This is a genomic window from Planomicrobium stackebrandtii (genome assembly GCF_030814955.1).
In the GTDB taxonomy this organism is placed as follows: domain Bacteria; phylum Bacillota; class Bacilli; order Bacillales_A; family Planococcaceae; genus Planococcus; species Planococcus stackebrandtii.
The window spans coordinates 450,346-476,690 of sequence record NZ_JAUSWB010000001.1 but is presented as its reverse complement, the minus strand read 5'-3'; the positions used below and the strand labels follow the sequence as shown (position 1 = coordinate 476,690).

The window sequence follows — 26,345 nt, the reverse complement described above, 5'->3', positions numbered from 1 at the left end:
AAATGGCCAGAAAAAGAGATCCACGCAGAGATGAAGCGTTTGAGATATGGAAGAAGCATAAAGGCGATATTAAGTTAAAGGATATTGCTGAACGGTTAGGTGTCCTTGATACTCAAATACGTAAGTGGAAGAGCCAAGATAAGTGGGAACCTTCCAAAGGGAACGTTACTAATTCGAAAAGGAACGTTACCAAACCAAAAGAAGATAAAGAAGTCTTTGTTGAGTCGGAAGGGTTAACCGATAAGCAGAGGCTTTTTTGTATTTACTACATTAAGAGCTTTAATCAAACAATGGCAGCTATTAAAGCAGGCTATAGTCCGGACAGGGCGCACGTCACCGGAAGTGAACTGGTAAGAAATCGTAAGGTCGGCGAAGAAATACGGCGGCTTAAAGGTGAAATGCGACAGGGCATCTTCATTGATGCGATGGATATTCTTGAGAAGTATATCAAAATCGCTTTCTCTGACATTACGGACTATGTTCAATTCGGCACAAGAGAATCACCGGCAGTCAATATTGTTACTGGCGAACCACTCTTAGATGGAAACGGCGATCAAATCATGCAGCCGTATACGTATTTGGATTTAGGTGAATCTGCAATAGTTGACGGATCCTTACTTACAGAAGTTAAACAGGGTCGAGATGGCATTTCTGTAAAGCTTGCTGACAAGATGAAAGCTTTAGAGATGCTCTCGAAGTACTTCGACTTATTGTCTGAAGATGATAAGAAGCAGTTGCAGAAAGAAAAGCTGAAAGTCGACATCGCAAAATCGAATGCCGAGATTGAAAAAATCAATGGCGATGACGACGGCGGCCCAATCGAAATCATGATCAGCCGAAAGGGTGGTCGCTGATGGTTCTCGTTGAAAAAGAAGCCAATCCTCATTTCGAGGATTTTTTGTTTGACTGGAATCAGAAGTTTCAATTCCTGGTAGGCGGTTACGGGAGCTCGAAAAGTTACCATGCCGCTCTCAAGCTGATTATGAAGCTGCTGGAAGAGAAACGAACCGCTCTTGTCGTGAGGGAAGTCTATGACACACATCGGGATTCAACCTATTCGTTGCTTGAAGAAATCATCAATGAGTTGGGATTAGAAAATCGGATTCGCTGCGTAACTTCTCCCATGCAGATCCGCTTCCCAAATGGTTCGAAGATCATCTTCAAAGGAATGGACAAGACAGCCAAGCTGAAATCCATTAACAACATATCGATTATCTGGATTGAGGAATGCTCAGAAGTGAAGTATTCAGGCTTTAAGGAATTGCTCGGACGGCTGAGACATCCTTTCTTGGATTTGTTCATGATTTTAACAACGAACCCTGTGAGCGAAATCAATTGGACATTCAAGTATTTCTTTAAGGACCAAAAGAAAAAGATCCTGGTCCTGGACGACCAAGAACTTTATAAACGCCGCACAATCGTTGTGGGCAATACGTATTATCATCATTCAACAGCAGATGACAACTTATTCCTTCCCGAAAGCTATGTGGAGCAGCTGGACGAACTGGAAGCGTTCGATCCGGACTTGCACCGCATTGCTCGAAAAGGGCAGTTTGGTGTAAATGGTATTCGAGTCTTTCCGCAATTCCGTGTCAAATCGCATAGTGAAGTCATGGCTGAGATTGAACGCATCAGACGGCCACTCAAGAGAACCGGAATGGACTTTGGTTTCGAGACATCCTATAACGCATTGGTTCGCATGGTCGTGGATCGAGAGAAGCAAATCCTCTACATCTTCGGTGAATACTACAAGAACCGTCAGACTGACGACGTGACCGCTGAGGACTTGAAACACCTGAAGCGGGAGAACATCAAGGCTGATCCAGCAGAACCTAAGACCATCGCCTACTTTAGTAAGAGCGGCTTTCGTATGGAAGGTGCGAAAAAGTTTGCCGGCTCCCGCTTACAGTACACGAAAAAGGTTAAGCGGTTCACACAGATTATTTGCTCGGATGAATGCGAGAACACCATCTTCGAGCTGGAAGATTTAACATTCAAGGTCAATAAGCAAGATGAAATAGTCGAAGATGATTTCTCTATTGATCCGCACACACTCTCGGCCATCTGGTATGGCTTGGACGATTATGAGGTAGCGGATTTAAAAGGAGATTCAGTATTCAGTAGCGCGAGGGGGTATTAGAGCATGAACGAATGGACAGAATGGAACGAAGCGGTAGTCAAAGATGCGCATGGCGACATTCACAATTACCGAAAACTATATAACGGACAGCATATTGATCTTTTCCCTCGTGCGAAACGCTTAATTGAGGAAGAGGAAGCTTACGATGCTGATGAAATTGACGGCAAAGTCTCGGCGAATGTTAAGACGCCGTACATCATCGCTAACTTAGCAAAGCCTATTTGTGAGATTCCGGCAACGTATGTCAGCCGCTCCATTGGGAATGTGAAATCATCCATTGCCTATAACGAGCGGACGCAAGAGCAGAGTGAGTCGGACAATATCATCGAAGGACCTGAGGGTGATGCGGTTAATAATAGAGTCGAGGATTTGCAGCAGGAAACCATTGACCAGATCACAAAGAACAGCCGTTTGAAATTTAGACATTGGCAAAACGTGGTGCAGCATCAGATTGACGGCGGCATTATCGGCGTACCCGTGATGGACGATATTGGCATTCGTATTGATTTTAAAAAGCGGGACCTGTATTTCCCTCATGAAGATGGATTGGGAATTGATTTGCCCTACTACTTTAAAAAAGATGACATCGAGTATCTGCATGTTTATACAGAGCGCGTGGAAATCGATAACACTGAAAACGACCGCTCTTTGATCACGAGCAATACCTTGTATCAATTAGGAACAAGCACCAGTTTAAGAGCGCTTGATGAAGACGAAACGAAAAGAATTCTTGGAATGGAAGAGCTCATTAAAATATATGAAGGCCGCTCCACTCCATTTATTATGTATTGGGCCAATGATCCGACATTTGATGAGCCTAATGGGAAGAGCGTGTTAAAAGGACAGTTTGGTCGCCAGGATGAAATCAACTGGACGTTGACCAAGGCTTCTTCTATTTTCACGAAGAATGGCGAGCCGAAGATGGCCGTCTCAAAAGAAATCTTTCAAGCGGCTCAAGATAAATCATATGAGCGGTATCAAGAAGAAGGAATCATTGATTATCGGGATTTAAATATCGTTACCTACGACGAAAACGGGAAAGCCATGGAGCTCATTCAATTGGACACAACGAAGATCGGCAACATGGAGTGGGTACGGTCCCAACAGCGGGACATGCTCGCAGAAACGCGTACCAGCGAAAAGGCGGTCGATTTGTTCTCTGAAGGGAGCGGCGCCCAATCCGGTGAAGCGAAATGGTACGACCTGCTGACATCCATTATGAAATCCGAGCAGATACGTGATGAATACATTGCTTTCTTAAAGGAGCTCTATGAGTCAGCTTTGTGGCTTGTTCACTACGAGGAAAAGCAGAAGAATCCTGCAGTGCAGCCGCGCATCATCATTGAAGAGCCAAACATTGAAATGAGAGAAATGATTCCGTACAGCAGAAAAGAGCTGGTGGAGGAGAACATCAAAGCCTTCAAGGATGGTGCCCAGTCGCTTGAAACAACCCTTCGTAATATTCATCCATATGCTTCTGATGAGTGGATTGAAGATGAAATGGCGCGCATCGAAGCAGAGAAACAATCGGATGATACGACGACCTTGACTGCCGGGCGCAGTACATTGCTCAATTACATGGATAATCGAGACGCTAATGGTCAGACCGTAGAGGAGTGATTCTATGAATGAAGAGCAGCTGCTCAAATACTTTGAAGAAATCATTCTGGAACTCTCGATAGCTATTGCTGAAAAGGATTTAACGGAAGAAGAGCAACAAGCTGAATTGGCTGAAGAGATTCAATTGTTATTTGAAAGCTATGGAGCGGCCATCCTCGAAGCGATTCCGCAATTGATTATCGAGAAGTATTTCGGTGGTGTGGATCAAGCGACTGGGCTTCTGGTGAATGCTGGGGTGGCTGTCCAAGCAACTGCCGCTTTGACAGTTGGCGGACTTGTCGCTAAAGAATATCAGAAGAAGATTCATCTGGATGCTGTCGCAGAAATACTGGACGATACCTTATCAGACCTACAAGCCGCTTTTCGGACCGCTGAGTTAAACGCGATCAGCAATATCAATGAAACGGTTGCGAACGTCAAAGGGGATATTGCCAAAGGGTTAATTATAGGCGATCCACGCAAAGTTATGCAGGCAAAGGTGGCCAAGTCCTTTTCTGAAGGCGGCCTTACATCTTTCGTGACGAAAGACAATAAGGAATTGCCTCTCGATTTCTACGCTATGACTGTCACACGAACGAAGATGCGTGATGCTGCTGTCAAAGGCTCTGCTGATCGTTACACGGATTCTGGGCAAGATTTGGTGAAGATAGTAGGCAATAGCGATTTGTGTGGCGTCTGTGCGAAATATCGCAACCTTGTTGTCAGTTTATCCGGCAATACGCCAGGCTATCCGAAGGTCGGGGATAACGGAATAAAGCTCCCGCCGTTTCATCCGAATGATCGCTGTGGTGTTCAGCCTTTTGTAGCTCGCTTTAAAACAGATGATGAAATAGCAGAAGCGAAAAAGCGCAATGGTCAATATGATCCTGAAAAGGATAATCGTACAGCTGCTCAAAAACGCGCGTATGAGAAAGAGCAAACAGCACGGCGTCAGGCGAATGCAGAAAAGAAACAGTTCATGCGTTGGCAACAGGCTTTAGGAGCGGACGCACCAAAGACATTAGGTGCTTTCAGAAGAATGAAGAGATCGAACAGTCCGAAGTTCCAAGAACTGCAATCGAATTACCGTAGCTTGATGCAGACGAAAACAGGGGAGTAGCCATGCGGCTGCTTCTTTTTTATGTATTTGAAAGGTGGTGATGGATTTGAAATGGTACCTAAAGCAATTGCTGCCACTAACCTACCGCACTCATTACGAAGAAGGTGGAGTCAGACACTTCACAGTTTGGAAAATGTGGTTCGGCCGTTCTTTTGCAATCGATGATTATATTATCGGGTAGGAAGGATGTGATCCATCATCTCCTTTGGTCGTTGGGTAACGACTAGTCCATATCCGCGATTGGCGACTTTAAACTTCGTGAGTATCGGTTCCTGCACCTTACGCAGAGGAGGTAATAACATGAAATCGTTTTACACCATGTACGTTTGGCTTGTGGCCATGATTCAAAACCTATTTAAAAGCGACCTTCCCGCTCCAACGGAAGAGAAACAATATAAGCCGCTCCAGCTTGATTTGCAGTTCTTTGCAGATGAAGGGGACGACGATGATTCTGACGACGACAATGATGATTCTGGAGACGATGACGACGCGGATGATGACGAGCCAAGCTTAGATGAGTTACTGAAGAATCCTGCCTTTAAAAAGCAGTACAATCAGAAGCTCAAAGATCAGTTGGGCAAACGCATGAAGAAATTCGATGGCGTGGATCCGGAAGAATTTAAACGTCTAAAAGCGGCAGCTGAAAAGAAAGACGGCAAAAAATCTGATGAGGATGACGATCCATCTAAAGATGTCGAGCAACAAAAACGCCTCCTGCGTGCGGAACGCAGAGAAAAGAAAGCGGTAGTGAAAGAGTTTGCGGTTGATAACGGCCACAATCCGAAGCTGCTTGCACGTTTGCTTGATGTCGATTCCATTGAATTGGATGAAGACGGCGAGCCGGAGAACTTGGATGAGCTCTTCGAAGAGTTAGAAGCTGAGTTTCCTGAGCATTTCGGTGCGAAAAATGAAGCCGATGATGAAGAAGAAGATGACAAATCTTCTAAGCAAAAGAGCGGGTACGTTGCCGGACGCATGCAAAAAGGAAACAAGCAGAAGAAAAAGGATCCAAAAGCACGCGGGCTTGAATTGGCCCAAAGAATTTATGGAAACAAGGAGGAAAAATAAATGGGAAACTTACAAACACGCCGTGATTCAACGGTCTCGCGTCCCGAATTCCTACGTAACGCTGTAGGTCTTCAATACAAAACAGGTAATGTTATTTTAGATGTTACAAAACTAACACCAGGTACAAACGTAAATGGCGGCACGGCTGTCCATTACAACGAAACTTCACAGATGTATGAGCCAGTTGTAGCTGAAACACCTGCAACGATGGTCGGAGCGGTTCTGACGCGCGATGCTACTAAAGTATACGCCGGACAAAATCCGATGGTTGGTGCCCTTACGGCATGCAACGCAATTGAGCAACGCTGCACAGGCGTAACAGCAAACTTCAAAGATGCTGTTAAAGGCCGCATTGTTTTTGACGTTTAAAATAAACAAGTTTAACTAAAAAGGAGGAACATAGAATGGTTTTAGAATATGAAGATTTCGCACAACCGACATTAACAACGTTCGTCGAGAACGTACGATCACCAAGAACTTACCCACTGGCAGCGGTATTCCCAGAAGAGCCGACTGACGACATTGATTTCGCTTACGGCATCATCACTCAGCAGTACGCAAAAGCAGCATCGATCACAGGGTTCAACTCATCCGCTCCGCTCCGTTCTCAAAAGGAATTGGAGAAAGTAACAGGGGAACTGTCAAAACTACAGCATGCCCTTTACTTGGATGAGAAGGACTTGTACAAATTTAGCAATCCACGTACAGATGCAGAACGTCAGCGCATTATTGACCGGACGCTTACGAGTGTTGGTGACTTGTCTATTGGTGTTCAAGACACGAAAGAGTTATTGCGTGCCCAGGCTACTTACAATGGCCGCATCGAGTACCGTGACTCTGTAAACAAAACAGGAGTTGATGTGGTTTTCGACCGTCCTGCTGGAAATGACATCACGACGACGGTTCCTTGGACTGACAAAGTGAATTCAACGCCGCTTGCGGATCTTGAAGCAGCTGTTACTCAGTACAAAGCCGAAAATGGTCAAGTGGCTCCTGCTCGTTTGCATATTACATCAGCGACTGAATCATTGCTTAAAGGGAACGAAGAAATTCGGGTTCAGGTATTTGGTTCTGTGAGCGGTGGATCTCGTCGATTGAATTCAGAGGACATTCAAGGTGCTTTGACAGAGCTGGGAATTCCACGTTATGCAATCGATGATAACTTTACTGTTATGGAAGATGTGGATGGCGATGACCTTATTGTTAAACACTTGTCCGATGACAAAGTGGTCTTGTTCGCAGATACACTCGGCAAGACAATGATTGGGCCAACGAAAGAAAAAGGTTGGGCAACAGGCGTCTTCGCTAAGCCGATTGTTATGGAAGATCCAGAAGGCGAAAAAGTAATCGTGGGCGAAGCAACATTCCCTGCATTCGAAAAACAAAACTCAACCGTCATCGTAACAATCAAATAATCAAGGGAGTGTCTAACTGGCACTCTCTTTTTCTATTCTCAAAAAACAAGGAGGAAACACAATGCCAAAGTTCACAGCTAATTCATACCTATCTCACAAAGGGGCTCTCGTGAAACCCGGAGCGGAACTGGAATTAACCGAAGAGCAGGGCAAACGCCTGGCTGATAAAGTCACGCCGCATGCATCCGTTCCAGAAAAGCCATTAGATGAAAAGACGGTTCCAGAGCTGAAAGCGGAAGCGAAGCAACTCGAAATCGAAGGCTACAACGATCTGAAAAAAGACGAGCTCGTTAAAGCAATCACTGAATCACAAAAGTAAGGAAGTGGTCTGAATGGACTTCCAATCCGTAAATACCTATTTAGGCAAGATGCGCAAAACAGCTGGATATTTCGACTTAGATGTTACCGACCAAGAAAAAGAAGTGTTTGAAGCGATTGAATTGTTGAAAGATAATTTCGAGGCGTCAAAGCTGACTGATCGGGCGGTGGCGTTGCAAGTCATCTATACACTGGAAGGCGAAGAAGAGGAATACGGCAAGCTGAAAAGGCATGGGGTTAAATCGTATTCCGTTAAAGGCGTCTCCGTATCGTTTGAAGGCACAGGGATTTCTCCTGATGTCATTAGTCTATTGCTGCCGAAAGAACACAAGGCGATGGTAGGTAGGCTCGTATGATGCCGCCTATGAAACAGCGCGTCATCGCCTTCTTGCCTGTCTTAGATGAAAACGGCAATATCAGCAAGGATGAATTCGGTCGTCCATTGAGTGAGCGCAAGGTCGATTCAAAAGCCCGGGTACAGTTTAAATCGCAATTGGTCCAGGACGCACAAGGTCAAGAGCATCGGGTAGCGCTCGAAATCGACATTCCACCGAAATTTAATCCGGATGTCGGTACCGAGGTTGAATACCAGATGATTGATGGCCGGAAAGCTAAAGGGGTTATCCGGGCAAAAGATGAAGCGGTCAATTTGACGGGATCTAAGGTTTATTATCGGACGGTGTTTGTCGATGGTTAATCGCGGATTGAACTTCAACTTTGACTTGGATGGACTGGCTGACTTTGAGGATAAATTGAAGGACATGGAAAAAGAATTTGTGCGAAATGTCGAAACAGGCATGCGCGAATACTCCATGTTGGCAGAAGAAGGTTCTCGATCACTTGCTCCGAGAGATAGTGGTGATTTGGAAAGTTCCATTCATGCCACTTTGCCGGTTTGGGTAGGTGACCGAATTGAGAGCAGCGTCGGTTCTAATTTGTCTTATGCCTTATCTGTACACGAACGTCCGCAAGTACCTGGTACTCGGGACAAATACGATAACGGCGTGAAGTTCGAACGCTATTACCTAAATGGTAAAGGGCGTCGGACTTTCAGAAAAGCGAACTGGCGTGGTTTGAAAGCTGGACGTAAATTTATTGAGCGAGCTGTAGTTGCTACTGAAGAAGAGTACGAACAGATCATGGCTGAAGCTCTCGAAAAAACATTAGGAGGGAATTAATGATACAGACATTCTTAAAAGATAAGCTGGACGAATTGCTTCCTGACCTAATGTGGACTGCGAGTTATCGGCCGACTAATGATAATGTGGGTACGGTTTATTACGAAGGCGGCGGAAAGCCCGCTCAGTATGACGTGCCAACGCGTTACCCACGGTATATGGTTTATGTCTCATCTTCAGACTGGAAATATGCTGAGTATGCTGCAGAGGCTGTATATGAGGCCCTTCATAAGCTTGAAAACGAAATGGTCGAAGTGAGTTTTTATAAAGATGGAAACGTGGTGGCTACCAAAAGCTACCGCGTTTTTTTGATCACCGCAGCAGGTGAGCCAATTGATCTTGGCGTCAGCAATGACGTGCGGGATTTCAGCATCAATTTTGATGTGACATTAACAGAAATCAAAGGAGGCAACACAATATGAATCCAGAAGTGCGAAAGATTCCGTTCGGCCAATCCAATTTTATTATTGGAGAGGGCGATGACATCATGAAATTCGATGGTAAAGAGCAGCTGCAGGCAGAGGGCGGAGAAGTTACACTAACACCGATGTTTGAGGACGTTAATATTGCGGATTATGGTCCGGCTGTATACGACAAGCGTTTCGTGGGAATGGAGACGGCAGTCACAATTGTTGCTGCAGAAGAAACCATTAACATCATGGAGTTAGCCATGGGCGCTACAACTGCCATTACTGCAACAGACGGAGGCGCAACTGTCGGCCTAATGGATGCAGCAATTGGCACGAGCATGCGAGCAAAAGGCAAGCGCGTATTCATTCACCCTCGTCAGTACGCAGATACTTACACTGACTTGGATATCACAATCTACAAAATGATTGCAGATGGCGAATACACACGTTCTGCTGCCAATGAGCAAGGAAACGTCACGGTTACATTGACTGGCCTTCCGCGTGATGGTATGGATCCATCTAAACCAGGTAACTTCTACTTCATCGGCGGTACTGATCCGAATGCAGCAGTACCAGCAGGTTGATAAATGGATTTGAGAGAACTATGGTTCTCTCTTTTTTTGTACTCAAATTTTAGGAGGAAAAGACAAATGACAAAAGTAACTTTGAAGATGAAAAAAGGGGAAACCGTAGAAAAATCGCAACACGAAATTGAATCACTGACCATCGAACAATTCCAAGAATCCATGGGTGTGATCAAAGAGGTATTTGAAATCGTGCAATCAAACGAGGCTCTTAAAGACATGTTCAATCAGTTTTATAAAGACGAAGAACTGGACGATAAGGAACTATCAATTGACCTCATCTTTCAATATGCCATTGGCGCATATGATTTATTGCTAATTAATCTGCCAGACCAAGCGATTCGCCTTGTTTCTGCTATGTCAGGCATTAGCTTGGATGTGCTGAAGAAACAGAAACTAGAAGATTTCTATGATTTCTACGATGCAGTCCTTGAAGAAAATGATATTGAAAAGTTGTTTAAGCGGGGGAAGTTGTCTTTAGCTACAACCAAGATCAAGCTCAGCTTCGCGAAGAAACTCAAGAAAGCGACAGCTTAATCAGTCCAACCATTGCAGAAGCATTTGTTTTCAAACTCGGAAAGGTACTGGGCGGCCGTAAGGAAGTTGTGACTGCACCAGCAGTGGAGTTGCTTCAGTTTATGGACATGGAGTTGAAGAAAGAAAACCAACAGGCGGAGCGCGAACGTGCACGGGTCTGGCTGAATTACCTGGTCAACGTATTCACTCAACCCTCTATGGGCAAAGAAGATCCTAAGTTTTCGATGGCCAAGAAAGAATTTATCGAATCGATTAAGCCGGAGCAGAAAAAAGGGCCAGCTAAAGTTTACGAATATGACTTCGAACTTATGAAGAGACTGAAAGCGTCACAGGAAGGAGGATGATGAATGGCAACAGTCAGAGAATTAAAGGCGATGTTTTCTGCAGAAACTAAAGGCATCAAGGCAGCCTTTAAACAGATTCAGCAGGAAGCAGCCAAATTAAGCGGTACCACGAAAAAGACAACCGATGATGTGAATAAGCACTACAACAGCCTGACTCAATCAACGGACAAGCTTAAACGTGCATTAGAAGAGACGAACAACGTTGAAGCGTTCTCCGAGTTAACAGAAGCCTCTGAACTAGCACAAGAAGAGCTTCGGGAGACAGGCAAGGTCAGCGAACAAACCATGAATGATATGGAATCTGCTGTAGAGGATGCGGCTCGACGATTCAATTCATTGGGCCCGGATGCTCGTTCTAGTTTTGATGTAGTGGGTCGAGCCATTGAGGATATTAACGGAGATCTTGCTTCTTTACGCGATACTGCCGGCGATAGTTTGGACACGTTGGTTGATGCACAAGCAGATGCGGTACAAGGCTTTGAAAACTTGGGACAATCAGCAGGACGCATGAGAGATTCCATTCAAGTTGCCGGTCAGACAGATACCTTTTCTGAATTAACGGAAGCTGCAGACAGAGCGCAGCGTGAAATTGAAGAAACGGGATCTGTTACTGAAGACACGATGCAAGTACTGAGAAATGCGGTCGATGGATCGAGTTCGCACTTCAATTCACTTAGCATTGAAGCACGTTCAAGTTTGTCTGATGTCGAAAATGCGATTAACTGGATCAACGATGATTTAGCTCGATTGGAGCAGGCCTCTCAAAATAGCTTGAATGGATTGAGCGGAGCTTCTCAGAACGCACAACAGGATTTAAACAATGTTGGCGACGAGGTTAACGAATTAGACAATGAATTACAAAATCTCGGTGATGATAACGGCTTACAAGATGTCAATGATGATGCGGAAGAGTTAGGCGACACACTTGGTTCACTTGGTGGCGCAGGCGGTGTTATTGCAGGTGTCGGTGGTGCTTTCTTAGTTGCAGCAAGTGGTTTACTTGGTTTTGTAGCAGCAGGCGCCGGTGTCATCGGCTTTGTAAAGTCCAGTGATGAACTAAAGAGAGCTGTCAATGGTCTTGAAGCTTCAACTGGCGCAACCAATGAAGAAATGGATGAAATGCGACAGTCGTTGATTGATATTTACGGAAATAACTACGGCGACGGTTACGAAGATATTGCTACGTCAATAGGTGAAGTCAAGAAAGCACTGAATTTAACGGGAGACGAGCTGGAATTGGCTACAACTAAGGCGCTGCTGCTTAGAGATTCATTAGGCTGGGAAGTCCCTGAAACCATGATTGCCGTTAGAAGTATGATGGTTAATTTCGGATATGACGCTGAAACGGCCATGAACCTGTTAGTTCAGGGTGAGCAGGACGGCATCAACGTTGCTGGTGACTTACTAGATGTGTTCAACGAATTTTCAGGGGCGTTCAATGACCTTGGCTTTAATGGCGAAGATGCAATGAACATGATCCGAAGCGCGATGGATGCCGGAGCAAAGGACGCAAGTATCGCAGCCGATTCTGTCAACGAGTTCGCTACATTGATTCGTGATGGTTCTGATGCAACTAAAGAAGCTTTGCAAGATGCCGGATTAGATGCAAATTCGATTCTAAAGGAATTCGACAAAGGTGGTCCAGCTGCAGCTGCAGCATTCCAAAAAGTTACGGAAGCAGTTGGCGGAATCGGCAGTCAAGCCAAGCAAGAGCAGGTTGCTGTGTCGCTATTTGGTTCAATGGCTGAAGATGCCGGCGTAAAAGCTGTACTTGCACTCGGAGACGCAACTGGGCAAGTGGATGCAACGAAAGATACACTGACCGCTATGGACAGCGTTAAATATGACACACTTGGCGAAGCGATAACCGGAGTTGGAAGAAAAGCGGTAGCTCATGTTCTAATTCCGTTGCAAGACAAAGTAATGCCTGGTGTAAATGGTGCCATTAACGGAACTATCTCAAATATCGGTAGTTTAGTCGAGGCTTTCGGTTCCTTCATCCGAGGAGATGAGTCATCTGAAGATATCTTGAGTAGCTACGGGCTCGATCCAGACAATTTCAAAGGCGTTCTGGATGCCATGAACTTGATCCCTCACGCTTTATCTCGTATTCGAAGTGGATTCACAACTGTTGGAGACGTAGCAAAAGCGCTATTTGCTTTATTCCGTAACCAAGATGGTACGGCGATTGAATTATTGGCTGGACTCGGACTGGATCCACCGCAAATACAAGCGGTGATGAATGCGGTAGATAATGTTAAAAATGCCTTTACTGGATTCCTTTCATTCGTCGGTGACAATATCGATCGAATGAAGAACTTGTGGTCTTCCGGAGGTTCGGACATATTCGGCACCATTAAACGAGTCTTTATTGATTCGTGGCCAACTGTAAAAGAAACCTTGGCGGCAGTCGTTGGATTTATCGGCGGTCAGATTGCGAAGATCCTAGAGTTTTGGAATGAAAATGGCTCGCAAATTATGGCAGCTGTATCCAACATCTTCAATGGCATCATGGCAGTGGTCGAGTTCGTTATGCCGCTTGTTCTCGGTATTATCAAAATGGTATGGACAAACATAAAAGGCGTTATCTCCGGTGCACTGGATGTCATTATGGGACTTGTTAAAGTGTTCTCGGGTCTTTTCACCGGCGACTTCTCCAAGATGTGGGAAGGGCTCAAACAGGTATTTATGGGAGCGGTCACGTTCTTATGGAACTTTGTGCAGCTTACTTTCTTCGGAAAGATTCTTGGGGGTCTCAAGGTTTTCATTTTAAGTTTCCGTACGTTTTTTGACGATTTATGGAAAGGTATTATTTCACTTTTCAAAGGACAGACAAATTCGGCTATGACTACCATTCAGGTAGCTTGGCAAACGATCTTACGAGAAACAAAGTCAGTTTTTAATAACATCTATTCCTTTTTTAAAGACATTTTCCTATTTATTAAAAACGTCATAACAGGTGCGGTAAACGGATATCTTCGTATAATTCGAATCACATGGTCCACAATTTACAACACAACTCGTTCGACATTTACGAATGTGTGGAATTTCTTCAAGTCAATATTCACGACAATTCGAAACTTTATTTCAAGCTCCGTAACGGGCATCTACACAAGAGTAAGAGATACCTGGTCGATGTTACGGACCAACACGTCAAATGCGTTCCGTGATATTTTCAACGGCATTAAGTCAAGATTCACTAATATCGTTGATGCAGCCAAAGCGTTGCCGGGGCGTATCGGTGACGGCATTGGCTCAATGGCATCAAAAGTAACTTCAGGAGTCACAAAAGTCATAAATAAACTGGCTTCGACTCTTGGAAAAGGCGTAAACGGTGTCATCGGCGGGATTAACTGGGTGCTCGATAAAATCGGAGTAGACACTGACATACCTAAATGGACGGTTCCGGAGTATGCACAGGGTACTAAGCATAGGCGAGGAGCGCATCCGGGCGGCCCGATGATCGTTGGCGATGGAACGGGTAGCAATAAAGGGCCTGAACTAATCGAGACACCAGACGGCAAGCAGATGCTCTCTCCTTCGAAACCAACGTTAATGAACGGCGAAGAAGGAACAAAAGTCTGGTCGGCTACGGAAACGAAGAAAATCATGGCAATGGTTCCGCATTATGCTTTAGGAGACCTTAAAGATGGACTACGCTCTGCAGGCGATTGGGTAGCTGACAAATACAATGCTGGTAAGAAGAAAGTTAAAGCGGTCGGTTCGAAAATCAAAGATGTGGCAGTTAATGCATTCGACTACATCAAGTCCCCTGGCAAGTTCCTTGACCTGGCTTTGAAAACGCTCGGTATTGAGAAACCAAAAGGCGGTACCTTTATTGGCGACATGGCTGCAGGTGGATGGAACAAGGCGAAAGAAGAAGCGATCAACTATGTAAAATCCAAGTTGACGACCTTCGGTGCATCCCAAAGCGGCATCGCCTTAACTGGCGGCAACGGCGGAGGATTTGGTGCGCCATTCCGATTCACTTCGGGACCAGGGCCACGTAACACAGGAATTCCGGGCGCTTCAACGTATCACAAAGGCTGGGATTGGGCAGCTCCAATCGGAACCCCGATTCCTTCTGTCACAGACGGCGTTGGACATCGTGTAGGCTATCACCCTCTCAGCGGTAACTTTGTTGAGGTTCGTGACGCTTCCGGTAAAGTTCACCGTTACCAGCACAACAGCAAGAACATTATGCGTGTTGGGCAGCAGGTTAAAAAAGGACAGACTGTTGCGCTTGTTGGAGACACCGGCGTAGGGTCAGGCGCCCACCTTCACTATCAGGTAAATGGATATGAAGATGGCGGCATTGTTGATGGTCGCATGGGTGCGCAGTTGGCATGGCTTACAGAAGGAGGCTGGTCTGAATCGGTTATCAGCCACGATCCGGCTAAGAAGACAAGTCAAAAAGCAATATGGGAACAGACCGGGAAAGAGCTTGGTTTTAATACAAGTGATCCAAGGGTTCTTGAGTTCTTAGAAAGAATCGCAACCTCCAATGAGAGACTTCTTACTGAAGGTATTCCTCACGGTCACGATATTAGTGTCAATGGACGTCGATTCGCCAGTTTGTTGGAACCATTCATTACAGATAAGCAAGAGTTGAACAAAGCAGTGAAAAATGAGTTTAAACGTTAGGAGGTGGTAATTTTGGAAGGTTTAGGATTAACTTTTGGCGAAAGAAGACCTCCATTTGATTTAAGGGTTATAGAAAAACAAATAGGGCGCATTGCGCCCATCAGAAGAAAGTCACTCGTCATACCTGGTCGTCCAGGAGCCGTGCCGAATGGCTACGATACTGACGTACGTCCAATTAAAGTTGTGGTAGATTTTGAAGCTGAATCAAAACAAGAGTGGCTCGATAAACTCGAAGTGTTAGCTGCTTGGTTTATTCGTGAAGATCCGGAACCGTTAGTTTTTGAACAAGAACCCGGCCGGATCTACATGGCGGAAATGGATGGCGAAATCGAAACAAAAGAAATTGGCATTTACGGTCAAGTTACCATTAATTTCATTTGCAACGATCCGTATGTTTACAAGGGACAGTTTGCTACAAATTTCATAGAAGGAGTCGCTATTGTTCTTAATAACGGGAAGGTTGAGACTCCGCCAATCTATGAAATCGAGGTTTTGGACAGCATCACACATCTGGATATTTTTACGGATAAAAGCTACTTGAGATTTGGGGAACCGGCGCCGATTGAAAATGTGGTTTACCAACGTCAAACGCTCATTCTAAATGACAGCATGAAGTCTATGAATAACTGGACCACTCCGACAGAAATTGATAATGGTTATATTGGTGGAACGATGGTTGCCACACAGGCGGGATTTGAAGCTACTTCATTCGGTGCAGCTATTCAACCTTTAAAGTGGCAAGGTCCGGCAAAGCAGCGTTCATTGCCTGAGACAGTCCAAAATTTCCGTGCTGATATTCCAATTGAGCTATTAAATGTCACAAAGGAAACCGGCATGATTGAGATTTATTTTTTAGATGCCTTGGGAAACACAATCGCAAAGATTGGCATGGAAGACGTGTGGCCAACTCTTAAAAAGAATCAAGGGAAGTTTCAGCTTGGAAATGTCGATAACCGGAAATTAGAATACCACCGCCAAGCAGACTATGCTCCTGCATGGAATGATTTTAAAGGAATGCTTCGCGTACATCGTGACGGCAACTTATTTCGCCCTTACTTTGCACAAATTCAACCAGACGGAAAGCATGTGTGGGTATCTCAACAATGGAGTTATCGAGATGAAGCCCTGCAATATATGGCTCCTATTGCTCAAGTGAAGGTTGCTATTCGCAAATGGCCTGGAACCAGTACAAGTCAGGCGAATATGAGAATCAAAGGCATCAAAGTTTGGCGATACAACGATCCAGCAGAAGGGATTCCTTACATCGCAAACCAAGGTGACAAGTTCGTTATCGATACCGGAACAGGAATCGTCACATTGAATGGGGAAGAACGCGAGGATATGAAAGATTTCTTCAGTGATTTTTTTGATATCGAACCAGGAATGAACACCTTGCTTTTGCACCCCTTTGACAAGTTATCTGGAAAAGTAATCATTCGGGAGCGATCGCGATGAAAATATTAGCCCTCAATCCGCAAACAGATATGTTGTTAGGTGAATTAAATAATCGGGGAGATAAAATATTTTCTGAAGATAAGCATATTAAAGAAATCGATGGTGAAAATTCTTTTCAATTCATCACACCAATAGGAATTAAAGAAGCAAAGTTCTTTGATCAAAGAAGTCGAATCTTAATCCCCTCTGAAACAGGATCATTCGAAGAATTCATCGTCTTCCATACGAATGAATCAATGGATGATAAGAAGGAAGTCGTTTCGACAGCAGCGTACACCGAGATGGACAAAGAGTATGTTATTTCACCAGGTACTTATGTTGGTACGCTTCCGGAGTTAGCGAACGAAGCGTTGGCCTTCACAACATATGACTTAGGTGTTTATGAAAGCATACAGAAAAAAACCATCGTCGTAACAGAGCATGTCGGAGTCTATACCTATCTTTCTCGCTTAGCTAAAGAATTTGAGTTAGAAATGCCCGTTCGCGTTGAAACTTCAGGTACACGCTTCACCGGTCGCTTTGTCGATTTTGTAAAACGAATCGGACCAGATTTGAAAAAAGAGGTCATTTACGGTCGAGATTTAACCGGTATTGATAAAACGGTATATAGTGATCGGATCGTCACTGAACTTTTGTGCATTGGTCCTGAGCGTGAAGATGGTAGCCGTTTAAATACGGTTGTTAGAGATGAAGATGCGTTCCAGCGGTGGAATCGCAATGGTAAACCGATTATTGGAATTTATATTCCCGAATCCTCTGAACAGGATATGACATTGAAGCAACTTGAACAATACGGGCGGACAGAATTAAACAAACGGATTGCTTCGGTTGTTGAATATGTGATAACAGCAGCTTCAATGGAAAAAGCATTCCCGAATCAGAAAGTGGTGCTCGGTTGTTCACTCCGTATTAAAAATCCTGAATTTGATCCGCCTTTATATGCAGAAGCAAGAGTTATTCGCGTAGAACGTTCAATCTATGATGAAACCCAGAAGATTTATCACATCGGCGAGGTCAAAACCTATTCAGAAGAGGACATCTACAAAACCTTCCGGCAGCTGCAGGCGCAGTATAACTTGCGCGTCATTCGCTCGATTGATAGACCGGCAGGGAGCGCAAACAGAATCTGGATTCAGATAACTCCAGACAGTTCATTGGAGATCCCGCACGTATGGAGCGCTGAACTGAACGACTGGGTGAAGATTGCCCCCTCGACTGCAGCCGAAATTGGCGCAGAAACACCGGAAGGGGCACAGGATAAAGCAGATGAGGCTTTGCGGTTGGCGCGGGAAGACATATCAGGTGTTCAGGATGCCCTGGATTCATTGGAAGTGGGGATCAATACCACCTTTGCAGACGGTATTATCGAGGAAGCGGAAGCACGGGCTATCGAGACGTATCTGAATACAATTGGCACGGAGAAAGTCAGCGTGGACAATCGCTACACGGCAATTTATAGTGATGTGCTTTTGATTGGAACCGTAAAATCAACGTTATCCGAAGCGAAAACCCTGTTCAACATCGCACATGCCGATTTGACCGGATCCATCCGGATGGCCATTTCAGATGGCCGGACCACTGCAACGGAAAAAGCGGATGTGGAAGTGAAGTTCACGGCTTACCGCACACGGCTGGCAATACTGGCCACGGCCTTTGAAACGGCCGGCAGCGCCATCGCTTCAGCCAAAGCGGCAGTGGCCACCGAGGACGCTAAAGATTATACCGATGATCAACTGAGCAGTTTTGTTCCATTTATTGAGTACACCAATAAGCTTGCTGAGCTGCAGTCCCAGATTGATGGATCGGTCATGACCTGGTTTGAATTCGGACAGCCAACCGCTCAGAATTATCCAGCTTTGGAGTGGACGACAGAGGAGATGCGCAATATCCATCTCGGAGACGTCTACTACGACAAAGACACTGGATTCGCGTATCGATACACCATTGAGCAAGGAGTGCATACATGGACAGACCTCAAGGACAGTGATGTGACGAAAGCATTGAAAGATGCGGCAGAGGCAAAGGATACAGCCGATGGAAAACGACGCGTCTTTATTGCACCACCAATCCCCCCGTACGATCCAGGCGACTTATGGACGCAAGGTGCAGGCGGGGATATTTTGCGTTGCGTAAAACAGAAAATCATTGGCCAAGTCTATGCAGCTAGTGACTGGCAAAAAGCCGCAAAATATACTGATGACACACGTGCTGTACAAGCGGAAGAAAATGCTAAGGATCACGCAGACCAGCGTAGCACGGAGATCGCAGCAGAGATCAATCAGACCATCCAGCAAACCCGTATCAACCTGGAAACCGAACTCGCGGCCAAAGCAGGACTCAATTACGTCGATGGTCAATTCAATCTAGTTGATAGTGAATTGAACAGCATGCTCGGTAACATCAACCTAATCACCGGTGACGTTTCCGGAATTACTTCTCGAATCGATGGCCTGCAAGCCACTTCAAGTGATCTGCAGTCACGTGTTGCCCTGAATGAAGATGCGCTATTAGCCGGCAATGGGCGCATGACGACGTTTGAAACCGATGTGAATGAGCTGGCAGGCACCATGTCGACCACGATTACGCAGCTGTCGAACATCGAGGGCACGATTACCAATCAGCAGGCGCAGATTGAGGCGAATGCCACGGCAATCACTCTAAAAGCGAGCCAAGCTTCGCTGGATACGCTAACTGGCGAAGTCAGCGACATTGGTGCGGAACTGAGTGTTCAGGCAGGGAAGATCACTTTAAAAGCGGAATCTTCTGCTTTGGCGACGGTGGACAACAAAGTGACCGGTGTCCGGAACGATTTGGCGACACTTGAGGTTGGCGTATCCGGTATATCTTCCAGCGTAACAAGCTTGCGTACTGAATTTGATGGGTTGGAGATTGGTGGGCGGAATTTCATCCTGAACAGTAGCGATGCCTTTCGAAATTCAAGCGTCGGCACTTACACAGGTAGGCTTTCCCTTGAAGGCGATATTATATATCTTGCCGACTACGATATTAAGGTAGGCGATAAAATTACCTTCCGTGTCTATTTAGATTGTACTCAAAACACCCTTAAAGGTGGCCGGGCCCGCATTTCTTACTATCGTCCGGACAACACGTACAGCGCAGTTACTGGTGTAATTATAAATATCGGCCAAGAAGGTTATTCCACAGTTTCATGGGTTGTCGCAGAAGGTTTTAATCGCGTCCAAGTATTGATTCAAAACAGTAATACAGCAGTAACCACGGCAGAAGCAGTTCCATACAAAAAGGCGAAACTAGAAAAAGGAAACAAAGCCACGGAGTGGACGCCGGCGCCTGAAGATGTTGACTTGTCCATAAATAGCGTTCAGCAATTTGCATCCACCGTTGACCAGAAGGCAGATTCCATCATTTCCAACGTCAATTCCTTAACGCAAACAGTTAATGGGCATACTACTTCCATCTCGAATGCGCAGAGCAGCATCACGCAGCTGAGTAACAGCGTTGCTTTGAAGGCCGAACAGACGCAAGTCGAAACCATGGGAGGACAAATAGTCGCAGTAGATAACCGGGTAGCGAATTTAACCGTCGACGTGAACGGCATCTCTACTGGCGTTACTGCACTTTCACAAAAAGTCGATGGACATACGACTTCTATTTCAAATGCGCAGAGCAGCATCAACCAGCTGAGTAATAGTGTGGCTTTAAAAGCAGAGCAGACGCAGGTAAATACGATTGCCGGCCAAGTTTCAACTATGCAGAGCGACGTATCCAGTCTGACAGTAGGTGTGGATGGAATTACAACGAACGTTTCCAGTTTGCGCAGCGATTTGAACGGGTTGGAAGTCGGCGGAAGGAATTTACTAGTTGATAGCGAAAATATAAATTTTATCTCTAACAACAATGCAGTATACCCTATTACAGACCAGGTTTTTGAAAGCCATAGACGCGTTCGCAGAGCGTTCAATCAAACATCGACAGACGTTCGTTTATCAACTTATACTGCTAGGTTTTATCCGGTTGTAGAAGGACGTAACTATATAGAATCAATTGAAGTGAAGCCAGAATTTGAAGTTAGGTTGGCATTATCTTCGACAGGAGCTTATAAGCTTTGTCCCGCCGGTGTATGGACAAAGCTTATTGCGATGTTGACGCATACGGGCGCAGCTACAACAAAACGCTTTATGGGTATATACGGTTCTGGATTCTCGCTGGAATTTAATCCGTGGATTGAATATCGAAATCTAAAGTCTGAAGAAGGCAACAAAGCTACCGACTGGACGCCGGCACCCGAAGACACAGACGCTGCTATAGCTGCAGTGGGCTCACGAGTGACATCTGCTGAGTCTTCCATTACGCAGCTGTCGAATTCCATTGCGTTAAAAGCGAGTCAAAGTAGTATGGATGGCTTAACCGGAAGAATGAATTCCGCCGAATCCGCACTGACTGTGCAGGCTGGACAGATTTCATCGAAAGTGAGCACGACGGATTTCAACGGAAACAAACTCGTGTCACTGATCAACCAATCAGCCACGACTGTGGATATTGAGGCCAGCCGGATCAACTTAATCGGTGCGGTGACGGTTTTGTCCGATATCACCGGGCAATTGGGGAACATTACGGCAGGGACAATCGATGGGGTGACCTTCAAATCCGGCACTGGAACTTCCCGCAGCTTTACCTTGGCCGGGGGTATGGCCGAATTTATTGAAAAAAGTGGCCAGAGTGGCGTAGAAGTTCTGACACGGACGACGCTCAACGATAATGCGCTTTCCATCACTAACAGTATCAGCGGGGAAGTCTATTATTCTTCGCAGTTGCGGGCAGATGTCTTGCTGTTGAATTCCCAAGGACTAAATGCCGAATACGGGCACGACCGACTTTTGCTTCACCGGGGACTGACATCAGAAATTGCGTTATATGCGAACGCTTTTGCAAGTTCCGTCGTTTCAGCTAATGCGCTGCAATTGAGTGGAAAAGGGCAGACACTTTCTATTGAAAACGAAACCTTGCGTTACAATGGTTCGCCAATCGGTTTTTCTGGTAGGGAAGTTTTGTGGACAGGTGCCTTCTTTATGCGCGCGAATCAAACGATAACACCGCCGAGAAAACTTTCCGATTGCCCGACAGGTTGGCTATTGGCTTGGTCCAGATATGTCAACGGCGCTCCTGCAAACAGTGACTGGAATTATAAACTTATTCCTAAATCACATGCAGAAGAAGGCGGTGGGATATGGATGGACATTACAGCGGCCGATGTAAATGCCGACGTTCCACCGACAGCCCGAAAATACGTTTATGTAACGGACACGACGATAATTGGCCATGATCGAAACGGTACCGGGACTGAAACCGGCCAAGTATTGAGAAAGATAATAGCATTTTAACTAACAGGGGGAATCATTCATGCAAGTTAAAGTCCAGTATTCACAGTTAAGCAATACCATTAATTTATTGGCGGAAATGCCCTTAAAAGGGCTTAAATCGATTCATCGCACGCGATTTCAGAACTTGCTGCAGGAGCGTTTGAACCAAGTCGCGGAAGAAGAGATGGCCATCATCAAAGAACATGCCGGAATTACGATGGTAAATGGAAAAGAAGAGCCCAAGCGCAAAGAAAATGGTGAATTTGACATTGAAGATGTCGCCGCCTTTAAGCAGCAGCAGGAAGAGTATTTTAAAGAAGATTATGTGATTGATGGCGGCGATTCGCTCGTGATGCTGCTTTCTTTGAAAAATGCCATTGAGGACTATGAAGGCGAACTATCCGGAAAACAAGCCATTGCTTACGAGCATTTATATACAGCATTTGAACACATCAGCGAGACTAAAACAAAGGAAGGAGAGGATAAAGCGTGATGGATAAACTAAACATTGCGGTCAGTAACATTCGATTTACAGAACAGGACGGGGAACCGGTAGTTCAGGTCCACTTTAATACTATGGGTGGACAGATCAATATCAATGGCCATGTAGTTGTGGCACAAGCTGAGTTCTTTACAAACAGCGGATCCACAGAAGCAATGACCGAGATGGTCCGTGTAGAATTGACAGAATTATTGTCGCCAGTAACTTCTTAAAAGGAATTTTCCATCCCATTGTCGAATAACGACATTGGGGAAAGGGGAAAGAGAAATGAATCCTAATTTTAAAGAAGGCCTGACGTATCTTGATTGGCCAAAAAGACGAGCAATTGTACATTACAGATCAGAGGGAATTATGGTGGTTCGTTTGGTGTTCAACTTCAAAGAGGGCGTACCAGATGAACTGGATGAGGCGTTAAAGTTTTTTATGCGCTTTAGAAGCCAAGAAGAGGAAGATGAATACTTGAAAGCGAAGCGCAAGGAAGTATGGGATAAGCTGTGTAAATCTAGACAGAAACTTATATGAAGAGCGTCCATCCGGACGTTCTTTTTGTTTAATCATATAAATTTAATAATTGCTTCATTTAAAACTAAAAAACTTCCTGAAATAAACAGGAGTAAGGAAGAAATAAATATTAAGATAATATTGCTAAATTATCATAATTGTATTATTATTAAGAAAATAATAGTTCCCATTTCCTGTTTACATAATGATAAATATGGAAGGAGGGATAATTATGAATAACAAGTTTTTTTATTTAAAAGGCGTATTGGAAGAAAATATGGTGAACTTAGACACACGGTATAAGAACGCAAAAATCAGAGCAATTATTATGAAATTGATTCTAATTAGCTTAGCAGCAACGGTAACGTATTTAATTGGAGTAGATGCTTCTAAAGAGGTAATGCTAGCATTTAGTAGTGTATTGATGGTTTTTACGGGCATGGATCAATTTTTAAACATTACGGGTAGCCATAAGGTTCTTAAAAAAAGACTTGATCAAATCACTCATTTACATTTAAGTATGCATTTGTATTCCTTAGACAATAATAATATTACAAGAGAAGCATATGAAGAATTTAACAGACGTTTTGAAGATCTACTAGAACAAGTATTAACGACGCCAGATTCTCCTGCTGATCCTGGCGCCACTCCCGGTGCTAATCCTGGCGGCGCAGCAAATGCGAATCCGGTCATCAATCCCAATACTAGTCCGCGTCCGTAAAGTAATAATAACAACTGAATCTTTCAATGACTAAAATATTTATATAATTAAATATCGAATTGAAGGAGGTATTATCATGAGTGAGAAAAACTCTGAAAGCAAAACTGTAGAGAGATTAATACACATATTAAAGGATAAAAATTATATAAATTTACAAGAATTCGAAGAACTAAATAATCTTTTGAATGAAAGAAAAGATACTGTATTAAAGAGGCATCGAGAAATGTTTAAGGTTAGATCCGATGAAAAAAAATTCACTTTTAAAAAAGGTGATTAGTAATAGCAATTCAATAAGCTTAACAAATTTAGAGTGTCCAATCGGGCGCTCTTTTTTCTATGACAAAAATAGAGATAAGGGGGATGAGTATGCCTGATGGTAAAGGAGATGGCTCGATGTATAAAAAGATAGAAATAATCGACGACACGTTAGATGAACACGGAAATCGTATATCGGCTCTGGAAAAAGCGGACACTGAAAAAACCGAAACTATCAATCTCTTGGAAAACCAATTCACCAGTATCAAGTTGGACTTTACAAATTTAGAAAACACCATATGGAAGACGGCACAATCCACACAAGATATGATGACCAGTCAAAACACGCAGCAATGGAAGTTGATCGAGGCGTTGAATGGCGGAAATCAGGAAGAAAGAGCAAGGAAACATGATTTAGATAAAACGAAAGCAGAGAAACGTTGGGAGTTTGCGGGTAAACTGACGGCTCTTTTATTAAGTTCTGGCAGCGTTTTATATGTGATTTTGGAAATGGCATCAAAATAAAAGGAGGAATTACAATGGCAGCAGTATTAATATTCGCAGCAGTTCTCGCACCGATTATCACAGCATTAGTTGAAATGATCAAAAAGGCAGTGAACATGCCCATCAACTTTATTCCAGTTCTGGCTCTCCTAGTCGGCTTACTGATAGGTTTAATAGCACAACCGTTCACCGATTTAGATTACGTCAATCGACTATGGGCAGGTGGTTTAGCAGGTCTAGCCGCTACCGGCCTTTTTGAATTGGTGAAACAGCGTGATGGACAACCGAAAGAGGGGGAATTTTAAGATGGCAAAATTACTAAATGACAAAGGGCACGGTTTTAATACCTATCCACCTTCCAAAGGAATCGCGGCTGCTGGTGGCGTTTCAGGAATGGCCGAGCACTCGTTTAATGCAGCAGTCGGAGATGAAGTCGAACGCCTGTTAAAAGGTAAGCTGACAACCTATGGTGCTCAACCTTCTAACCGTGCAGACGTCTCACTTGCTACTCGTATCGCTAACTACAACGCGCAGTACCAATCAGATCATACCTCAATAGGGATGTCGCATCACGGAAACGCCGGAGCATCTTCTGTTAGAGGCTTTGGTGTTTTTTATTGGCATACTTCAGCAAATGGCAAAAAGTTGGCGCAAATGGTGCTGGCTGAATACAAGAAAGAGTTCCCAGGCTATCCGATTTGGGGCACTGGCTTATTCCCTTGTGTTCCTGGTACTTGGACAGACTTCTATCTGGTACGAGAAACAGCAGCACCTTTCGTCCTGATTGAGTGGGAGTTCTTTACGAACCACGCAGCACGGAAATTAATGTTGACAGTTGATTACCGTAAGCGTTGCGGTAGAGTGGCAGCTAAGGCCGCTTGCAATTGGTATGGCATTAAATTTGAAGAAAGCCAGCCAGTCGTTGCTCCGAAACCGGTTGTGAAACCAGCAGCACCGAAACCAGTGACAAAACCAAAGGAGGAACCTAAAGTGGACAAACCGATACCTGCATGGAAAGTAGAGTACAATCGTCAATCGGTACTAGCTAAAAAACTTGGCTTTACTGATGGAACGAGACCAACAGAAAACACTTCAAGAGAAGAGAGTGGCGTTATTGCTGCCAGAGTTTTTGAAGCTGTGCTTAAAGAATTAAAGGAATAAAATAAGAGTTGGAAACTAAATAGTATTACTTCACTAAAAGCCTAATGATTTGCCGGGAGTCGGTCATTAGGCTTTTTTTATTTGTCCAAATAGGATTGTTCATCCAATTTCAGTGGTATTATAAGAACGTACGTTCTTATTTTAACGAGGGGGTGGTCAATATGAAAGTAAATAAACATTTAAAACAGGTGGGGAATATCAAGGACCGCGGAGTGATTAAGTGGCAGGGAATGATGTTGACCGAACATGTGGATTTAATCCGTGCTTGGTACGAAGAGGATAAACAAGAAGCAAAGCCGGATTTGGATGAATACGATCTGCAACTGCTACAGGAAGAATTGATCTTGGCTGCGCAACGGATGTGCCAGGTGAAAATGAAGTCGTGGAAGGATAAAAAGTTTCATTATCACATCGGAATTATTCAGAAGCTGGATGGCCATACACGTTCCATTGTTTACAAAGATCCAATGGGAGTTCATCGGTTGCCAATGAATGAACTGATCGGCGTCTGGATGATTGATTGAAAGAAAAAGCCCTCAACCATAAAAGC

Annotated in this window: 28 protein-coding genes; all 28 read left to right on the top strand. The window is 44.5% G+C overall.

The features are described 5' to 3' along the window. The first annotated feature begins 2 nt into the window (after nt 1-2). The 28 genes from QOZ98_RS02505 (at nt 3) to QOZ98_RS02370 (ending at nt 26,319) form a co-directional block, all read left to right on the top strand. A complete protein-coding gene (locus tag QOZ98_RS02505; protein ID WP_308785959.1) occupies nt 3-854 on the top strand; it encodes a terminase small subunit in 852 nt (283 codons plus the stop codon). Next, nucleotides 854-2,140 carry a PBSX family phage terminase large subunit gene (locus tag QOZ98_RS02500; RefSeq protein ID WP_308785958.1) on the top strand — a complete coding sequence of 429 codons (1,287 nt, stop codon included), beginning with the start codon at nt 854-856 and terminating at the stop codon, nt 2,138-2,140. Before QOZ98_RS02505 ends, QOZ98_RS02500 begins: the two co-directional genes overlap by 1 nt. 3 nt (nt 2,141-2,143) lie before the next feature. Then, nucleotides 2,144-3,760: a hypothetical protein gene (locus QOZ98_RS02495; RefSeq protein ID WP_308785957.1), complete on the top strand. Its 1,617-nt coding sequence runs from the start codon at nt 2,144-2,146 to the stop codon at nt 3,758-3,760. 4 nt (nt 3,761-3,764) lie between these two features. Next, entirely contained in the window at nt 3,765-4,859 is a 1,095-nt protein-coding gene (locus QOZ98_RS02490) for a phage minor capsid protein (RefSeq protein ID WP_308785956.1), read from the top strand. 46 nt (nt 4,860-4,905) lie between these two features. Continuing rightward, on the top strand, nt 4,906-5,040 hold the full coding sequence (locus tag QOZ98_RS02485; RefSeq protein ID WP_308785955.1) for a hypothetical protein: 135 nt from the start codon (nt 4,906-4,908) through the stop codon (nt 5,038-5,040). Nucleotides 5,041-5,159: 119 nt separating this feature from the next. Continuing rightward, complete coding sequence (locus tag QOZ98_RS02480) at nt 5,160-5,927, top strand: hypothetical protein (protein WP_308785954.1); 768 nt, start codon at nt 5,160-5,162, stop codon at nt 5,925-5,927. After that, nucleotides 5,928-6,296, top strand: a complete 369-nt coding sequence (locus tag QOZ98_RS02475) for a hypothetical protein (RefSeq protein ID WP_308785953.1) — start codon at nt 5,928-5,930, stop codon at nt 6,294-6,296. It abuts the gene before it with no gap. A gap of 35 nt (nt 6,297-6,331) precedes the next feature. Next, nucleotides 6,332-7,342: a major capsid protein gene (locus QOZ98_RS02470; protein WP_308785952.1), complete on the top strand. Its 1,011-nt coding sequence runs from the start codon at nt 6,332-6,334 to the stop codon at nt 7,340-7,342. A 61-nt stretch (nt 7,343-7,403) separates the two neighbouring features. Further along, nucleotides 7,404-7,661: a DUF7210 family protein gene (locus QOZ98_RS02465; RefSeq protein ID WP_308785951.1), complete on the top strand. Its 258-nt coding sequence runs from the start codon at nt 7,404-7,406 to the stop codon at nt 7,659-7,661. A gap of 13 nt (nt 7,662-7,674) precedes the next feature. Continuing rightward, entirely contained in the window at nt 7,675-8,016 is a 342-nt protein-coding gene (locus QOZ98_RS02460; RefSeq protein WP_308785950.1) for a hypothetical protein, read from the top strand. Further along, the gene (locus QOZ98_RS02455; protein WP_308785949.1) at nt 8,013-8,357 is read left to right on the top strand and encodes a hypothetical protein; all 345 of its coding nucleotides are present in this window, start codon (nt 8,013-8,015) and stop codon (nt 8,355-8,357) included. The genes QOZ98_RS02460 and QOZ98_RS02455 overlap by 4 nt, the downstream gene beginning before the upstream one ends. Then, on the top strand, nt 8,350-8,838 hold the full coding sequence (locus QOZ98_RS02450) for an HK97 gp10 family phage protein (protein WP_308785948.1): 489 nt from the start codon (nt 8,350-8,352) through the stop codon (nt 8,836-8,838). Before QOZ98_RS02455 ends, QOZ98_RS02450 begins: the two co-directional genes overlap by 8 nt. Then, nucleotides 8,838-9,260 (top strand): hypothetical protein, encoded by a 423-nt coding sequence (locus QOZ98_RS02445; protein ID WP_308785947.1) that lies wholly within the window; start codon nt 8,838-8,840, stop codon nt 9,258-9,260. The genes QOZ98_RS02450 and QOZ98_RS02445 overlap by 1 nt, the downstream gene beginning before the upstream one ends. Then, the gene (locus tag QOZ98_RS02440) at nt 9,257-9,832 is read left to right on the top strand and encodes a hypothetical protein (protein ID WP_308785946.1); all 576 of its coding nucleotides are present in this window, start codon (nt 9,257-9,259) and stop codon (nt 9,830-9,832) included. Before QOZ98_RS02445 ends, QOZ98_RS02440 begins: the two co-directional genes overlap by 4 nt. 66 nt (nt 9,833-9,898) lie before the next feature. After that, complete coding sequence (locus tag QOZ98_RS02435; RefSeq protein ID WP_308785945.1) at nt 9,899-10,369, top strand: hypothetical protein; 471 nt, start codon at nt 9,899-9,901, stop codon at nt 10,367-10,369. Nucleotides 10,370-10,437: 68 nt separating this feature from the next. Continuing rightward, nucleotides 10,438-10,713: a hypothetical protein gene (locus QOZ98_RS02430; RefSeq protein ID WP_308785944.1), complete on the top strand. Its 276-nt coding sequence runs from the start codon at nt 10,438-10,440 to the stop codon at nt 10,711-10,713. Between the two features lie 369 nt (nt 10,714-11,082). Beyond that, on the top strand, nt 11,083-15,357 hold the full coding sequence (locus QOZ98_RS02425; protein ID WP_308785943.1) for a peptidoglycan DD-metalloendopeptidase family protein: 4,275 nt from the start codon (nt 11,083-11,085) through the stop codon (nt 15,355-15,357). A 12-nt stretch (nt 15,358-15,369) separates the two neighbouring features. Then, on the top strand, nt 15,370-16,812 hold the full coding sequence (locus QOZ98_RS02420) for a distal tail protein Dit (protein WP_308785942.1): 1,443 nt from the start codon (nt 15,370-15,372) through the stop codon (nt 16,810-16,812). Continuing rightward, on the top strand, nt 16,809-22,172 hold the full coding sequence (locus QOZ98_RS02415) for a phage tail spike protein (RefSeq protein ID WP_308785941.1): 5,364 nt from the start codon (nt 16,809-16,811) through the stop codon (nt 22,170-22,172). Before QOZ98_RS02420 ends, QOZ98_RS02415 begins: the two co-directional genes overlap by 4 nt. A 19-nt stretch (nt 22,173-22,191) precedes the next feature. Beyond that, complete coding sequence (locus QOZ98_RS02410) at nt 22,192-22,644, top strand: hypothetical protein (RefSeq protein ID WP_308785940.1); 453 nt, start codon at nt 22,192-22,194, stop codon at nt 22,642-22,644. After that, nucleotides 22,641-22,865 carry a hypothetical protein gene (locus tag QOZ98_RS02405; RefSeq protein WP_308785939.1) on the top strand — a complete coding sequence of 75 codons (225 nt, stop codon included), beginning with the start codon at nt 22,641-22,643 and terminating at the stop codon, nt 22,863-22,865. The genes QOZ98_RS02410 and QOZ98_RS02405 overlap by 4 nt, the downstream gene beginning before the upstream one ends. A 55-nt stretch (nt 22,866-22,920) precedes the next feature. Further along, nucleotides 22,921-23,175 carry a hypothetical protein gene (locus QOZ98_RS02400; RefSeq protein ID WP_308785938.1) on the top strand — a complete coding sequence of 85 codons (255 nt, stop codon included), beginning with the start codon at nt 22,921-22,923 and terminating at the stop codon, nt 23,173-23,175. Nucleotides 23,176-23,386: 211 nt separating this feature from the next. Beyond that, the gene (locus tag QOZ98_RS02395; protein ID WP_308785937.1) at nt 23,387-23,875 is read left to right on the top strand and encodes a hypothetical protein; all 489 of its coding nucleotides are present in this window, start codon (nt 23,387-23,389) and stop codon (nt 23,873-23,875) included. Nucleotides 23,876-23,951: 76 nt separating this feature from the next. Beyond that, nucleotides 23,952-24,152 (top strand): hypothetical protein, encoded by a 201-nt coding sequence (locus QOZ98_RS02390; RefSeq protein ID WP_308785936.1) that lies wholly within the window; start codon nt 23,952-23,954, stop codon nt 24,150-24,152. An 89-nt stretch (nt 24,153-24,241) separates the two neighbouring features. Then, entirely contained in the window at nt 24,242-24,655 is a 414-nt protein-coding gene (locus tag QOZ98_RS02385) for a hypothetical protein (RefSeq protein ID WP_308785935.1), read from the top strand. Nucleotides 24,656-24,669: 14 nt separating this feature from the next. Continuing rightward, nucleotides 24,670-24,939 carry a holin gene (locus tag QOZ98_RS02380; protein ID WP_308785934.1) on the top strand — a complete coding sequence of 90 codons (270 nt, stop codon included), beginning with the start codon at nt 24,670-24,672 and terminating at the stop codon, nt 24,937-24,939. 1 nt (nt 24,940) lies between these two features. Further along, a complete protein-coding gene (locus QOZ98_RS02375) occupies nt 24,941-25,795 on the top strand; it encodes an N-acetylmuramoyl-L-alanine amidase (protein ID WP_308785933.1) in 855 nt (284 codons plus the stop codon). 161 nt (nt 25,796-25,956) lie between these two features. Beyond that, the gene (locus QOZ98_RS02370) at nt 25,957-26,319 is read left to right on the top strand and encodes a YolD-like family protein (protein ID WP_308785932.1); all 363 of its coding nucleotides are present in this window, start codon (nt 25,957-25,959) and stop codon (nt 26,317-26,319) included. Nucleotides 26,320-26,345: the final 26 nt, after the last annotated feature.

What these genes read in the sequence shown, in the direction of transcription:
- QOZ98_RS02505 (WP_308785959.1), top strand. Translation starts at nt 3, where the DNA reads ATGGCCAGAAAAAGAGATCCACGCAGAGATGAAGCGTTTGAGATATGG.
- QOZ98_RS02500 (WP_308785958.1), top strand. Translation starts at nt 854, where the DNA reads ATGGTTCTCGTTGAAAAAGAAGCCAATCCTCATTTCGAGGATTTTTTG.
- QOZ98_RS02495 (WP_308785957.1), top strand. Translation starts at nt 2,144, where the DNA reads ATGAACGAATGGACAGAATGGAACGAAGCGGTAGTCAAAGATGCGCAT.
- QOZ98_RS02490 (WP_308785956.1), top strand. Translation starts at nt 3,765, where the DNA reads ATGAATGAAGAGCAGCTGCTCAAATACTTTGAAGAAATCATTCTGGAA.
- QOZ98_RS02480 (WP_308785954.1), top strand. Translation starts at nt 5,160, where the DNA reads ATGAAATCGTTTTACACCATGTACGTTTGGCTTGTGGCCATGATTCAA.
- QOZ98_RS02475 (WP_308785953.1), top strand. Translation starts at nt 5,928, where the DNA reads ATGGGAAACTTACAAACACGCCGTGATTCAACGGTCTCGCGTCCCGAA.
- QOZ98_RS02470 (WP_308785952.1), top strand. Translation starts at nt 6,332, where the DNA reads ATGGTTTTAGAATATGAAGATTTCGCACAACCGACATTAACAACGTTC.
- QOZ98_RS02465 (WP_308785951.1), top strand. Translation starts at nt 7,404, where the DNA reads ATGCCAAAGTTCACAGCTAATTCATACCTATCTCACAAAGGGGCTCTC.
- QOZ98_RS02460 (WP_308785950.1), top strand. Translation starts at nt 7,675, where the DNA reads ATGGACTTCCAATCCGTAAATACCTATTTAGGCAAGATGCGCAAAACA.
- QOZ98_RS02455 (WP_308785949.1), top strand. Translation starts at nt 8,013, where the DNA reads ATGATGCCGCCTATGAAACAGCGCGTCATCGCCTTCTTGCCTGTCTTA.
- QOZ98_RS02450 (WP_308785948.1), top strand. Translation starts at nt 8,350, where the DNA reads ATGGTTAATCGCGGATTGAACTTCAACTTTGACTTGGATGGACTGGCT.
- QOZ98_RS02445 (WP_308785947.1), top strand. Translation starts at nt 8,838, where the DNA reads ATGATACAGACATTCTTAAAAGATAAGCTGGACGAATTGCTTCCTGAC.
- QOZ98_RS02440 (WP_308785946.1), top strand. Translation starts at nt 9,257, where the DNA reads ATGAATCCAGAAGTGCGAAAGATTCCGTTCGGCCAATCCAATTTTATT.
- QOZ98_RS02435 (WP_308785945.1), top strand. Translation starts at nt 9,899, where the DNA reads ATGACAAAAGTAACTTTGAAGATGAAAAAAGGGGAAACCGTAGAAAAA.
- QOZ98_RS02415 (WP_308785941.1), top strand. Translation starts at nt 16,809, where the DNA reads ATGAAAATATTAGCCCTCAATCCGCAAACAGATATGTTGTTAGGTGAA.
- QOZ98_RS02410 (WP_308785940.1), top strand. Translation starts at nt 22,192, where the DNA reads ATGCAAGTTAAAGTCCAGTATTCACAGTTAAGCAATACCATTAATTTA.
- QOZ98_RS02400 (WP_308785938.1), top strand. Translation starts at nt 22,921, where the DNA reads ATGAATCCTAATTTTAAAGAAGGCCTGACGTATCTTGATTGGCCAAAA.
- QOZ98_RS02395 (WP_308785937.1), top strand. Translation starts at nt 23,387, where the DNA reads ATGAATAACAAGTTTTTTTATTTAAAAGGCGTATTGGAAGAAAATATG.
- QOZ98_RS02390 (WP_308785936.1), top strand. Translation starts at nt 23,952, where the DNA reads ATGAGTGAGAAAAACTCTGAAAGCAAAACTGTAGAGAGATTAATACAC.
- QOZ98_RS02385 (WP_308785935.1), top strand. Translation starts at nt 24,242, where the DNA reads ATGCCTGATGGTAAAGGAGATGGCTCGATGTATAAAAAGATAGAAATA.
- QOZ98_RS02380 (WP_308785934.1), top strand. Translation starts at nt 24,670, where the DNA reads ATGGCAGCAGTATTAATATTCGCAGCAGTTCTCGCACCGATTATCACA.
- QOZ98_RS02375 (WP_308785933.1), top strand. Translation starts at nt 24,941, where the DNA reads ATGGCAAAATTACTAAATGACAAAGGGCACGGTTTTAATACCTATCCA.
- QOZ98_RS02370 (WP_308785932.1), top strand. Translation starts at nt 25,957, where the DNA reads ATGAAAGTAAATAAACATTTAAAACAGGTGGGGAATATCAAGGACCGC.